This window comes from Mycoplasma procyoni, from assembly GCF_017052595.1.
Classification (GTDB): domain Bacteria; phylum Bacillota_I; class Bacilli_A; order Mycoplasmatales; family Metamycoplasmataceae; genus Mesomycoplasma_A; species Mesomycoplasma_A procyoni.
The window spans coordinates 1-13,527 of the sequence record NZ_JAFIDB010000003.1 but is presented as its reverse complement, the minus strand read 5'-3'; the positions used below and the strand labels follow the sequence as shown (position 1 = coordinate 13,527).

Sequence of the window (13,527 nt, the reverse complement as noted above, 5' to 3'; positions counted from 1 at the left end):
CTAAAAGTATCTAACATATAACACAATAACTAAAATTAAAGCAATTAATCAAGCTCCTCCATATAGAACGATTGTTCAAAATGTAGTTCATCAACTTGATTTTTGATCACTCACAACTACTTCGTTTTGTTTTTGGTTATCAAAAACTAAGAAGTATGAAGTATTTTTAGAGTCGCTTTTGTAGATTTCATATGGATATTGGTTTTTAGCAACAAATCCAATGTGGTTGTTGTTGTAGCTTACAAATGATAATACTTCAGCTAATCTCACTGTTTTATTATGTTTATTTTTGTAATAAACATGAGATAAATCAGAGTATTTAACATTATCACTAACTAAAATCTTTTCAGTAATATCTTGTTTAGATTTTGCAAGAGATTCTTTAGCTCTTGTAACTAAGAATTTAGACTCATCATCAAGTTGTGGGTTTTCAAGAAGTTTGTTTGCACTTACTTGTGCTTTTGAAATTTGTTCTAAAATTTCATTTTGATCTTGTTGTGAAGTTTGTTTAGGTTCTGAAACAGAATATTGTTTAAGAACTTTTTGTACTTTGTTTGAATATACTAATAAAGCTTCAGTTTGTGTTCTAAGTGATAGATCGTTTAGGTTGGCATAACTAATAACATCATTTCCGCCAACAATCACTTCTTTGATAACTTCTACTTCTTTAATAACTTCAACTGGTACTTCTTTGATTACTTCAACTTCTTTAATAACTTCAACAGGTACTTCTTTGATTACTTCCACTTCTTTGATTTTTTCAACTTCTTTAATAACTTCAACTGGTACTTCTTTTAAGACTTCAACTTCTTTAACAACTTGAACTTCTTCTACAACTTTTTGAGGTTCTTTTGCAACAGTTTCTTCAAAGATTCTTCTTTTTAAGGCTTCAACTTCTTTCATCAATGCTTCTTTGTCAGCATTTGAGTCTTTAAGTTTTTCCATTAGCTCTCTGATCTCTTTTTCATATTTACCATTTGTATCTTTTAATAGAGAATCTAATTCATTAATTTCAGTAGTCAGCTTCTCAATTAAAACTTCTTTTCTTGATTTTCTTCTTTCAGGAATAAAATCATCATCAACTGGGAAGTATGTATTGTGATCTCTGATTATTTTGAAGTCGCTAATTGTTTTATTAAAAGCTTTAGCTGCATCTTCATCTCTAAATAAAGTATTTTTAGAAACAAAGATTTCTGCAAAAGCATCATCTGCATTAACATTTCCATCGTATTTATCTACTTCGATGTCATGTTCCATGATTCCATCTGCATTTTTTAAAGAAGCAATATCTCCACCAAAAACTCTTTTATCGGTTTTGAAGTATGTATAACATTCATAACCTAATGATAAGAATCAGTTCAGTGCCTCTTTTCTTGTTTTAAAAAGCGCTAAAGGTGATTTAACCTTTGGGTGCTTTAGAGACCAAGGATAGTTTTTATCTACGCTTGGCTTATATTCGCATAATAAACGTTTCATTTTTTTGTCCTTTTCACATTTTTTTATAAAATTATATTACTCTAAAGAATTTTTTTAGTGTTTTTGTGCTTTTTATGAATTTTTTCGCGTTTTTTTCTGTAAAAATGCGTTTTTTTTTTTTTTTAGCAGGAATTTTTAATTGTTTAATTGCTTAATAAAAAGACAAAAATAACACATTGACACTGTAAAAAGGACAAATTTTTATTAGTCTAAACTTATAAAAAAAACGTTTGAAATTTCTTGAATTTTTAGCTTGATTGTGTTATGATTTATATATAGAAATAAATGAATAAAAGAACAAGAAAAAAATAAAAATGGATGAAAAAAAGGTGATAAAGGAATGACACAAAAATCTTCAGAAGATTTTAAAAAACACAAACAAGAATTTATAGATTTTATAATTTATAAAGTTTTTAGTTCTCAATACAGAAAGTTTTTTGTTTTAGAAAATTCTGAATCCATTCTAATAAAAACAAAAAACGATGAAACAATAGAAGAAATTTACTTTAGAATAGCTAACGACGTTGACTTTAATATGAAAAAGATCAATAACAAGTCTTTAACTGTTTTTGAAATTATGAAAGAGATATTTTCAGATGAAGAAAATATAAAAGTATTTATAAACAATAATTCCAATCAGGAACAAAATAAGTTTATTTTAAACATTAAAAATTTTAATCCAAAAGAAAATGAAATCAATGTCAAAATTGATATAACTCATGACAATAAACCTTATACAATAGAAATTGAAACCTTTAAATATAAAAATCAAGAAACAGAAATAAGAACATATAACATAGAAAAATACATAGCAAATAAAATCATTAGTCTTAGAAAAGTTAAAAACCAGAAACTTTTACAAAAAGAACTGAAAAACCCTTTAGATTACTATTATTTTGATAATGAAAATGCAAAAATTTTGGATCTCATGTGATTCTTTGTTAATTTTAAATTTGAATACAAAGAAATAAAAAGAAATTTTGAATTGATGTTTGATTCTACAATTTTTGATTTTCAAATATCGCCAAAAGAATATTTACAATACATAAATAACTATTTCAATTTAGCAGAAACTAAATATAAAATTCAGGATTTTCTTGTAGAAACAAAAATGAATGAGTTTTTTAACGAAAACCATTTTTCAACTCTTATTCATAACACCAGAAAAATTTTGGAGGAATTTTAAAATGATAATTAATCCAAATCCACTTTGATTTAAACAAAAAAGAAGAAAAGAAAATTACATAAACGTTTCTGCTTACAATAATATATACAAAAAAAATAAAATTAAAGACATAAAATTCTTTATTCAAGATAGAGAAGAATACAGAACTTTCTACATTACAAACAACATCAATAAACAACACTATACAAAACAATATAACTTCCCTGAAGATATAATATTCATCCCAGAACTAAAACATGAACTCAATAAACTTGATTTAGTAGATAAAATCTACATTCACTCTTATTTACTTAAATTTTATGCAACAGAAAAAGACGTCTTTGAGTTTTACAATTATAGAGATAGTTTAGATTTTGTTTGTGAGCAAAATCAAAGGGATGATTGAGAAGTTTTATTAAGAAGATTTAAAAAGCGTTTTCCTGTATTTTCAAAAGAATTTAATACAGAAAACCTCTTTAAATGAGCTTCTATAATCTACAGAGAAGACACACTTATTCCAAGTGAATACATAAAAAAATGATAAGGAGATAAAATGGACAAAAGACAACTCAAAAAACAAGAATTTATGGATTTTATTATCTTTAAAATCTTTAGTTCAAAATACAGAGATTACTTTGTTTTAGAAAATTCTGAATCTTTATTTATTAAATCCGAAAATATTCAAAATTCAAGAACAATCGCCTTTAGACTACCTGATGATATCGATTTAAACATTACCATTTTAAAAGAATATTACAATAAAGTAATTGCAATTTTAGAAGAAATATTTAAAAATGAAAAGGATATTTCTATTGAACCAAATCTAAATATTTTTGAGAGAAAGCACAGAATCATTGTAAATATAAAGAAAATAATTGATCACAAAATAATTCACAACGTAAAAATAGATGTAATACATGATAAAAATGATTACAAAATTGAAAGAGAATCTTTTCAATATCAAAAACAAATGATTTTAATTCAGACATACAATATTGAAAAATATATTGCAAATAAAATACTCTCTTTAAGAAAACAAAAGACTTCAAATGAAAATGCTGTTCACTGATTAGATAACTACAAAACAGAAAATGAAGAGGCCAAAATTATTGATCTATGATGAATGATGACACACTTTATTTACAATCCATCAGAACTTAAGAGAAATCTGAAAATCATGTGGCAAAACAAAAGTTTTGCAAAAGATATTTCTCTTTTAGAATACTTAAAATACTTATTAAATCTACTTAAAAACGATCTTTTTTATAAACACATAAAAGATACCATTACACAAAATCAAAACCTTAGAAAACTAAAGGAATTTGATGAAAGAACATGAGAGTGATTCAGAATATCCATTGATACAATTTTGGAGGAATTTAAATAATAATATGAAAAACTACTTCTTTAAACAAATAGGTTTTATAGCCAACTACTGAAATGTCACAAAGAGAAAAAACATTCATAGAAAAATGCAAGAAACAGATGTAGAATACTTTATTCAAACATCGGATTACTTTAAAACCTTTTATATTACAAACAACATCCAAAAGCACTCATTCACAAAAAGAGCAGGATATCCTGAAGATATAATTTACATTCCTGAACTCAAACACGATTTAAGAAAATTAGACAAAATAGACAAGATTTATATTCACTCCTATTTACTCAAATTCTATGCCACAACAGAAGGTGTTCGCAAGAACTACAACTGATGAGAAAGTCTAAATTATGTGTATGAACAAACTAAAAAGGACGATTGATTCATACTATTAAGAAGATTAAGAAAACGTTTTCCAGAATTTTCAAAAGACTTTAACAGAGATAATTTATTTAAGTGGGCTTCCGATATTTATCAAGAAGATAAATTCGGACCTTATGATACTTCAAAAAATTGATAAAAAAACAGACTCCAGTGGTTTTAGGAGTCTGTTTTTTGAATTTAGGTGAGGCAGATATTGTCTTTTTGTTAGATTAATCAAACATCTAATTTACTTAAAATTTATGAATATAAAATGTTTTTTTATCTTTGGAAACGTCATAGTAAAAACTGTTTTTGGAAACTTTTAATTTTTCTAAATCAAAATCCTCTTTTTTAAATGCGAAAAAGAGAGTTGCTCCTTCATCATTTTCTATGTCTAAATTATTGCCATAGGAAATTGCAAAAGCCTCATTATATCTTTTTTCTTGTCAGTTTCAATTTGTTTGAATTAAATATTGACTTGCTAAATCAAATTTAATGTCATCTTTACTTTTATTAATTTTTACAATTTTCTCAATTGATGCTTTATTTTGTTTTACAACATTTAGACTTACTACAAAATTTGAAGTAAAAAATGATGAATCAAATGTTTTAGAAATACTGTTTTTGAATTCAGTAAATTTTTCTTCTAATTTCTGGTTATTCGCTTCGTTTTCGCTTAAAAATCTTTTTTTGTACTGTTCAATATAATCATTTAGTTCGGTTTGATTTTTTATTATATTTGCAGAATCTTCATTTGAATCTGCAATTGTGTTAATTATAAAATTTGGTTTTTCTATTTCTTTGTCCACTGGAAAATCAACTGACTCAAAAGATATTTCTTCAGAGAAATCTAAAGTGGAAAATTTTTTAATTTCTTTAAAATTAATTTTCGCTTGATTATTTCCATCATCTTCTTTGCTTGAGTGTTTATCTACATCTTTGCTTAAGTTAGAACAAGAAAACAAAGATATAGAAGATATTGTCGCTGAACTAATAAATAGAATATGAGAAAGTAGTTTTGATATTTTCATTTTTCTCCTTTGTAAATTATTTTTATCATTCTTTATAATTAAATTTTAGCACTCATGAGTTATTAAAAGAAAAAATTAGATTATTTATTTTTGCTGTTTATAATTTCTTGATTATTACAAATAACTAATGACTGGTTTTAGTGCCATTTGATGTGTGTTTGGCACTAATGAACTTAATTATCAGTGCATTTGATGTGTGTTTGGCACTAATCAGCTAATTATCAGTGCCATTTAGTTTCTTTTTGGCACTAAAAAACAGATTATCAGTGCCATTTGATGTGTGTTTGGCACTAATGAACTTAATTATCAGTGCCAAATTTTACAATATCAACTTTCTCATTAACATAATTTCTATTATAAAGAGTTGAAACAAAATAAGTTTCATCACTTGTGGAAAAATCTGGTTTTAAATAAAAAGATAAATATTCTTGAAATATTTGTTTAATGCCATGATTGTTTTTTTCTATAAATCCTATTTTTTGCAGAAGTTTTAGCAAATTAGGATTTCTACGAGCTTTTTCTCCTTCTTTTATTTTTTCTAGTGATAAATTATTTACACTTCCACCTGGAGAAAAAACAACAACTTTATCTTTAAAAAATTCAAGTTTAATATCTTGAGTATACATCAAAGATCAATCTCTGTGACAAAAAGCGTTGAACACAATCTCCTTTAGTGAATTTGCTGGATAATCTCAACATTCGTTTTGTTCTGAGTAATCAATTGATATTAATTTCCTTTTGTTTACTAAACGCAAATAATCAAAAATTTCATTCAACTGCTTCACTATTGAACCACTAAATTCCTTTTTATCGTTTCAAAAACCAAAACTTTCTTCTTGAAAAACTACAATCTTGGATTCTGTGTTATTTTGATCACTAACTAAAAAAGCTAAATTATTAAACTTGTTTTGTTCTGTTAGCAAATTTAGTTCTTTAAGATCAAAAACCATTTTCTTGTCCTCAAAAACCTGTTTTATGTAGTTAAAAGTCAAATCTTGAGTATGAGATTCGGTTTTTTCAAATTGAGAATTCAATTTTAAATTCATTTTAAATCTTCTCCTTTTTTAGTATTTAATTTTAGGTTTAAATTCTTTTTCTATTATTCTTTACAATTAAATTTTACCACTTATAGACTATCAAAACTAAAAATCAATTCTTATTTTTTGTTATTTTTCATTTCTTGATTATTACCAATAAAAATGGCCTATTTTTGTGTTTCTTGATAAAATTATTAAATAGATAGGAGTTGAAAAATGAACTCAAAATTAAAATCAATATTCAGCTTATTAGCTTCTACAACACTAATCGGAATTGCTTCTTGCAACAGTGCAAAAATACAACAAAATCCAAACCGAGATAAAAAACAAGAACAAGAAATTACTATTAAAAACCTTGAATTAAATCAAGAAAATACAGAAAATCCCTTTTTAAACATAGAAATTGAAAACTTAAAAGAATTAAAAACCAATGTAGTAACTTTGGTGTTTAAGTCTTTTAAAATTGAAGCTAAAATCCTTTCTTTTCAAAACAACATAATTAAAAGCGATTTAAGTTCACTTGAGAAAAACAAAGAATTTGAGCTTCTTAAAATAAAAATTGATGCTAAAGAAATAGTTGTTAAAGAAGGTCTAAACAACAGATTTATTCTCAAAAGCAAAGAACAAAAAATCGAAAATGATGAAAAAGAAAACACTCCAAAACAAGATAAAAATCCAAATAAAATAAAGCCAAACGAAACCGAAAATACAGAAAATACTGATAAAAAAGAAAATCCTAACACAGATCAACAAACTCAACAACAAAAACTTTCTTCTTTAGAATCAATCCAAAATTTCTATAATAACTACAACTTCAAAAATGATCATAATTTTGATTTTGATGATACTGATATTTTCACAAAAGACTCTTCATACAACAACCTTAAAACATACTTTGAAAACTCATTTAATACCATTTTAAATCCAAGTCTTAATAATCAAGATATAAACATAAAATGATATGATCAAGATATTTTTAGCGGTGATGAATACTCGCACATAATGTTTAAAAGATTTAAAGATCGCTATATTAAAATCCCTGATGTTAAAGCAACTTTTAATACAAAAGATCAAAAACTTTTCTTCTATCATAACCTTTTTAGAGAACCAATCAAACACAATGAATTAACCCACAAAAATCAAACAACTAACTTAATTACGCTTTCTAAAGACATTTCTGGATTGGCTGATTTAAATGAGCTTGAATCAACATTAAATATTAATTTTATGTTGGGAGATCAATATAATACAGAATCAAAACAATATAGCTTATTTAACTTAAGATTTAATCTTAATCTAAAAGAACTAAAAGAAAACAAAAACCAACTTAAATCACAATCAAAAAACTGAAAACACAGAAATTTCACTTTATTTTATAAACTCAACTCAAACAATATTTTAAATTTAGAACTGAAAATAGAGGGTGGAAATAACTTAGTTTTTGAAGAATACAACAACAAACAAAATGATGTTTTTGTTTCAAAATATGACACAGTTTTTGATCTTTCTTTAGTTGCTGATCACCAAATTGATCAAATCAAAATAAACAATAATTCCCTTTCTAATGCTAATTTCTATAAAAAAGAATCATTCAAAGGAAAACATTTCATAAATAAAGAGGAAACCGAAATTCCTTGACAACTAAAAGAATTAAGAAAAAGAGTTTTTTCAATTGATTATGGAACTTTTACAATGCTTGCAAAAGTTTTACCAAACAACCCTGAAGATCAAAGATACTATTATGCAACTAATCGTCATGTTCTAAAAGAACTTAAGAAAAATTGAAATAAACCAGGAACTATCAATTACAATCATCACTTCATTATTCCGACAGAACACGATGATAAGCTTTATAATCAAGATCCAAACTACTTTGTTGAAATAGAAGAAAAAAACATTCCTTTTAGAGAATTTGATTGAGTTGCAAAAAATCAGATTCAAAACGATGGAATAAATCATTATCCTAATGAACTAAACAAAAAAGAAGGCATGTCAGGTGCTGATATTGAAATCTCTATCATCGATATCAAAGACTTGCTTGAAAAAACAAAAGACTCAAAACCTCTTGTTTATAACTATTTATCAAACTGAAACAATTTAGCACCTCTTAAACTTTCTCCAAAAGCTAAATTTATAAACGATAATCAAATCATTGATTTTTATCAAACAAGCTTTCCAGGTCAAGCAAATGATAAATTAGGTTATAGAGGTTTAAGATACAGAGAACATACTTTTAATTACATAACTCATATTGATCGCAAGCTTTCTCCAATCGGAATCCAAAGAGCGCTTATAGTCGCTAGAAAACCTGAAGATCAAAGTATTTTTGATCTGCGTTCAGGTGCTAGTGGTTCGCTTTTAGTTGATGAAAATCTGGAAATGATTGGTCTTTATTTTTTAAGAAATACAGACGAATTCTACGGAGTTTCCCTTTTAAATGGATCTGAAATTGACTTTTTAGGATACACAAGCGACAAAAACACAAACTCCTTTAAGGCATATTTACAAAAGAAAATACAAGAGCATCCTGACAAGTTTGAATTGATTAATTTTCTTAATGAAAACAGCAAATATTAAGTCCCTTTTGGGATTTTTTATTATTTATTTTTGCTAAAGATTAATGGTGCTATAATTTTGCTATGACATTTAGAAAAAAACAAGTTGACTTTCAACTTTCAACAGAACAACTTAAATTAAGAAATAAAATGCTATTTTATGCTTTAGGTTGAATGTGTTTAGGGTTATTTATAGTCTTTTTAATGACTTTTTCAATCCTAGCAATTCCGGCAATAGCAAATATTTACTTTACAATTTTTGTAAATACACACATAGGATTTGTTGCTCCATTAGTTATTAGTTTAGTTTCCTTTTTTGTTTATGTAGCAATCATTAGATACATCTCAAGAAATGCTTATTCTAAGAATTTAGGTGGACTTGTAACAGCTTATGTGGCTGCTGTTCTCATAACTTCATTTTGAATTCCCGCACTAATAATTGCTTTTGCAGCTCAAAGCAAAGATGCAGTAGCAAAATTAATGTTAGCTTTAGCTGTTCCAGTATTAGTTTTAGCAATCGCAGGATTTTTAGGATATTTTGGAATTATAAACTTCGCAAGATATACTTGATTAATAACAGCATTATTAATTTCGAGTATTGCAATTGGAATTATTTCATACTTTATATTCAATAGTTTCTTATATGCAGCATTTTCAGTGATTGGAATTATTGTTTCATTCTTAATTATTGGATTTACTTTCCAAATCATTAAAGCAGAAAGCGAACAAATAATCTACACAACACTTGATGAACAAGAAATGAAATCAAAAATGCTTAAAGGTTCTATAATTCATGGACTAAACTTATTTATATCATTTATTAGAATTTTTATTGCTTTATTAGAATTAACCAAAAACTAAATCAATCAGCTCAAAAAAGCTGATTTTTTTAAAAAATTAAGGTATTAAATACTCAATCAAAATGCAAAAACACAAAAAAATGGCATTTTTTCACTCTTTTTTTGTTTTTTTGCTTTTTTTTATAAAAATTGTTTATAATTAGTTTGTTAAAAAAATATTAAGGAGATTCTATGTCAGTTAAAGATGTAACAAAAGCTACATTAGCAGATTCAATCGAAAAAGGAAAAGGAGTACAATTACTAAACTTCCACGCTACTTGATGTGGTCCATGTAAAATGCTTTCTCCAGTTTTAAAACAAATAGCCGAAGAATTAAAAATTGAAGTATTTAAAGTGGATGTAGATCAAGATAGAGAATTTGCAAGAGAAATGGGTGTTTCAGGAACTCCTACAACATTTGTTTACAAAGACGGAAAACTAATTTCACACGTAGTTGGTTATGGTGCTTACGAACAATTTGTAGAAGCTCTAAAACCATTTATGTAGTAAAAAAGCAGAATTAATTTTCTGCTTTTTTGTTTTCTTTTTTGAGAATAAGAATTTGAAATGGTTTGAGAGAATCTAAATCAAAGTTTTCATTTTTGGCATCTAAACTATCTCTTTGTAGTGAGTATTTTTTCTTATTTAAAGGGATTTTTCTGTATTTTGGTGTTGCATTTATTAATAAAACGTATTTTGAACTTGATAAATTAATATCAATTTTGATTAGACCAAAAAGAGAATAAAGTGGTTTTAGTTTTAGTTTTTTAGAGTCATCTTGCTCTAAAGACATCTTTTTAAATTTAAGAATATAAAGCAATCAATTAAAGACTGAATTAGGATCTTCATAGTGTGAAGTGATGTTATTTTTTTGGTAATTGTTGGGTTTTTTAGCAACTAGTTTTGAAGGTGTTTTAGTTTTATTAAAATTACCTTTTTCATCCCACATTAAAGGTGCATTGTTGTTTAAATAACTGAGTGCACTTTTGTTTTTAAAGAAATCTTCAACGGTTAATCCTTTATATTCAAAATCCCTTTTAATAACATTAAATAAAGGATCATTGAGTTCTTCAGGTTTGTGGAATTTGATGTTTTCTTGAGCTATTTCATCTCCTTGAGTAATATACGAGTTGTGATTATTGAGCATCAAAATAGTTAAAAGAACTTTTTGTAGCTCATTATTTTGCTCGCTGTTTTCTGCTAATCTTGAAGCAAGTTTACCTAAATAATTGTTATTTAAAATAAAAGAAAATCCAGAATTTGTCTTTGTAATTTTATTGATTAAAGGAAGCAATAAAAAGTGGTTGTATTTTTTTAAGAATGTTTCATTTTGCTTTTTAGTTAGTCAATAAGGAGAAATAAAATCCAGAATAAAATCATCAAATCTAAAGTTTTTTATGTATTTAAAGTGCTTTTTGTCATAAAAATCAAAGCCAAAAACCCCATAAATTTCTGTATCTTTTTTGAGTGATTTTATTTTATTAACTAAATCATTTGTAACAGTTGCTGAGTTTTCATCAATATTATAAACGTTTGTTTTATTTTCTTTTGTTTTGTTAAGTTCTAAGAAGTTTTTGAAGCAAAATGATTCAACACCTAAATCAATATAAAACTCAACTATTTTCATAAACTCTTCTATTTTTTGAGTTTTGAGTCAAGGTAGATCAATTACATCTGTAATGTTTTTTTCAATAAAGAAAGATTGAGTATCTTGCATGCTTTGTTCAAATTCAATGTCATCATTAATAATTTTTGTATAGTTTTGAAATCACTCTAGATATTTATCAAAAATATTGAAATCAAAAACAACAGAAACTTTGATATTATCCTTTTTAAAGACTTTAATCATATTCTTAAAAGATGCAATTGAGCCGTATTTATAGTCAATTAGTTCTTTTTTTTCAATCTTTTCATAGTTTTCTAAAAGCGAAGGAACAATGATTGAATCAACGCCTAAAAATTGGAAATAATCCTTTTTGTACACAATTCCATCATAGTCTCCAAAACCACTTGAGTTGTAGTCAAAAAAGTATCTTGGATAAGCTTCATAATAGATTTTTTTAATTTTATTGTTCATAATTACTCCTTATAAAAAGTTTAATAAAAAGGTTTCAAAAGCGCTTTTTTCTTCTATTTTTCCTGTTTTAATTTTTAGATCAATATCAGCAAGTTGTTTGATTAGCTGATTATTTTTAGCAAGAGAAACTTTTGATAAAAATTTCTTTGCATTTTTGATTCTGAAAATGTGGATATTTGTATCTTGAGAAATATGATTTAAATCATAACCTTCATAAAAATTAAACAGATTAACAACAGAAAGAAATGAAGAGATTTGAGAAATCATAAAGGTAATTGGCATACCTTGTTCTAATTTCTTTAAATAGAGTTTGTAAATAGTGTTGTAATCTAAATTAGAAATAGCATCAATTAAAGCAAAATCACCATCAATTGAGTTATTTGTAATTAAGTTGTCTATCGCTTGTTCTGTAATGTTTAAATTGAATAATAAAAGCTTTTCAACTTCTTTGTGGATGTATGCAAGATCATCAGGTAAAAGAGAAAGCAACTTAATTAAATCAAATTCAGAGATGCTTCCTCCTTTGTATTCAATAAATTTCTTTACAAAATCCTCTATTTGTCTTGCATTTAGTTTGTTAAATTCTTTTGTTTTTGCATTTGTTAATAAATAATTTATTAAGCTGTTTGTTTTTGGAAAACGGTCTGTTTTGGGCTTAAATAAGCTAAAAATAAAGACTTTATCACTGTTTTTATTTTTGTCTAAAATATTAATAATTTGCTTTGATTTTGTTTTATCTTCTTTTGATAAAAGAAAGAAGTTTTTGCAAATAATTAGCTGTTTAGTTGAAAATAGATTAAAAGAATCCATTTGAGAAAAAATCTCAAATACTTGTTCTTCTTCATCAATATAAACAACTTCATAGTCGCTTAATTGTTTTTTAAATTTGTCAATTTCCTTTTTAATTAAATACTCTTCATCGCCATAAAAAAAATACATATTTAAATTATATAATCTTAAAGAAAAAATGTTTTGTTTTTGCTTTATTTTTGTTAATATTTAATAACATCAAAAACGTTTTTACAAAACTTTGTAATTAGACTTAAAAAAAATGCTTTTTTATTTCATTTTATAAGGGTTTTGTAGTAAAATATAAATACATTTTATGCCAGATGGTGCATAATTTAAAAAATAAAGAATTATAGGGGGAAGAAATGGCGATAGTACCAAAGAGAAAAACTTCTAAACAACGTAAACACAAAAGAAGAACTCATGACGCTTTACCTGTACAAAACTTAGTAAATTGTACAAACTGTTCACAAAAAATTCAACAACACAGAGTATGTCTACACTGTGGTTTCTACAAAGGAAGAAAAGTTGAAGGTTTTACAGCTCTAAACGACAGATAATTCTAGTAAAATAATTAATTAACTTCTCAAAATGAGAAGTTTTTTTATTGCCTTTTGGCACAAAGCGAAAAACAAAAACACCTGTGGTACAGGTGTTTTGGATTATTTTTTTGATTTTTCAATTTCTTCCTGTGTTTCCCAGTTTTTAATACAAATTCCTAATAGTTTAGGAATTTTTTTATACCCTATATTTATTACATAAATATAGGCAAACAAAAACTTTTTTTACTTTTTTCTTGCTTTTTCTTGCCTTA

The 13,527-nt window shown here is 25.8% G+C and carries 13 protein-coding genes; 8 read left to right on the top strand and 5 right to left on the bottom strand.

From position 1 onward, the window contains the following. Entirely contained in the window at positions 1–1,476 is a 1,476-nt protein-coding gene (locus tag JV122_RS01535; RefSeq protein WP_205842754.1) for an MAG3090 family protein, read from the bottom strand. Between the two features lie 340 nt (positions 1,477–1,816). Here JV122_RS01535 and JV122_RS01530 point away from each other — a divergent pair, with 340 nt between their 5' ends. From JV122_RS01530 to JV122_RS01515, 4 genes are read left to right on the top strand one after another with little or no spacing between them, the layout of a single operon-like run. Then, entirely contained in the window at positions 1,817–2,662 is an 846-nt protein-coding gene (locus tag JV122_RS01530) for a hypothetical protein (RefSeq protein WP_205842753.1), read from the top strand. 1 nt (position 2,663) lies between these two features. Further along, positions 2,664–3,185, top strand: a complete 522-nt coding sequence (locus tag JV122_RS01525) for a hypothetical protein (RefSeq protein ID WP_205842752.1) — start codon at positions 2,664–2,666, stop codon at positions 3,183–3,185. A gap of 9 nt (positions 3,186–3,194) precedes the next feature. Beyond that, positions 3,195–4,028 (top strand): hypothetical protein, encoded by an 834-nt coding sequence (locus tag JV122_RS01520; protein WP_205842751.1) that lies wholly within the window; start codon positions 3,195–3,197, stop codon positions 4,026–4,028. Between the two features lie 4 nt (positions 4,029–4,032). Further along, on the top strand, positions 4,033–4,542 hold the full coding sequence (locus JV122_RS01515) for a hypothetical protein (RefSeq protein WP_205842750.1): 510 nt from the start codon (positions 4,033–4,035) through the stop codon (positions 4,540–4,542). 94 nt (positions 4,543–4,636) lie between these two features. Here JV122_RS01515 and JV122_RS01510 read toward each other — a convergent pair whose 3' ends face one another. Together JV122_RS01510 and JV122_RS01505 are read right to left on the bottom strand one after the other, a co-directional pair. Then, positions 4,637–5,416: a hypothetical protein gene (locus JV122_RS01510; protein WP_205842749.1), complete on the bottom strand. Its 780-nt coding sequence runs from the start codon at positions 5,414–5,416 to the stop codon at positions 4,637–4,639. A gap of 299 nt (positions 5,417–5,715) precedes the next feature. Beyond that, positions 5,716–6,462 carry an ATP-binding protein gene (locus JV122_RS01505; protein WP_205842748.1) on the bottom strand — a complete coding sequence of 249 codons (747 nt, stop codon included), beginning with the start codon at positions 6,460–6,462 and terminating at the stop codon, positions 5,716–5,718. Between the two features lie 207 nt (positions 6,463–6,669). On the opposite strand from JV122_RS01505, the gene JV122_RS01500 reads away from it, so the two are divergent. The 3 genes from JV122_RS01500 to JV122_RS01490 all read left to right on the top strand — a co-directional run bounded on the left by JV122_RS01500 (position 6,670) and on the right by JV122_RS01490 (position 10,354). Next, complete coding sequence (locus tag JV122_RS01500; protein WP_205842747.1) at positions 6,670–9,030, top strand: hypothetical protein; 2,361 nt, start codon at positions 6,670–6,672, stop codon at positions 9,028–9,030. Between the two features lie 62 nt (positions 9,031–9,092). Next, positions 9,093–9,869 (top strand): MAG0110 family membrane protein, encoded by a 777-nt coding sequence (locus tag JV122_RS01495; protein ID WP_205842746.1) that lies wholly within the window; start codon positions 9,093–9,095, stop codon positions 9,867–9,869. Positions 9,870–10,039: 170 nt separating this feature from the next. Beyond that, positions 10,040–10,354 carry a thioredoxin family protein gene (locus JV122_RS01490; protein WP_205842745.1) on the top strand — a complete coding sequence of 105 codons (315 nt, stop codon included), beginning with the start codon at positions 10,040–10,042 and terminating at the stop codon, positions 10,352–10,354. A gap of 13 nt (positions 10,355–10,367) precedes the next feature. Here JV122_RS01490 and JV122_RS01485 read toward each other — a convergent pair whose 3' ends face one another. Continuing rightward, positions 10,368–11,924: an alpha-amylase family glycosyl hydrolase gene (locus JV122_RS01485; RefSeq protein ID WP_205842744.1), complete on the bottom strand. Its 1,557-nt coding sequence runs from the start codon at positions 11,922–11,924 to the stop codon at positions 10,368–10,370. 9 nt (positions 11,925–11,933) lie between these two features. Next, positions 11,934–12,863 carry a DNA polymerase III subunit delta gene (gene holA / locus JV122_RS01480; protein ID WP_205842743.1) on the bottom strand — a complete coding sequence of 310 codons (930 nt, stop codon included), beginning with the start codon at positions 12,861–12,863 and terminating at the stop codon, positions 11,934–11,936. A gap of 215 nt (positions 12,864–13,078) precedes the next feature. On the opposite strand from holA, the gene rpmF reads away from it, so the two are divergent. Next, the gene (gene rpmF, locus JV122_RS01475) at positions 13,079–13,273 is read left to right on the top strand and encodes a 50S ribosomal protein L32 (RefSeq protein WP_205842742.1); all 195 of its coding nucleotides are present in this window, start codon (positions 13,079–13,081) and stop codon (positions 13,271–13,273) included. Positions 13,274–13,527: the final 254 nt, after the last annotated feature.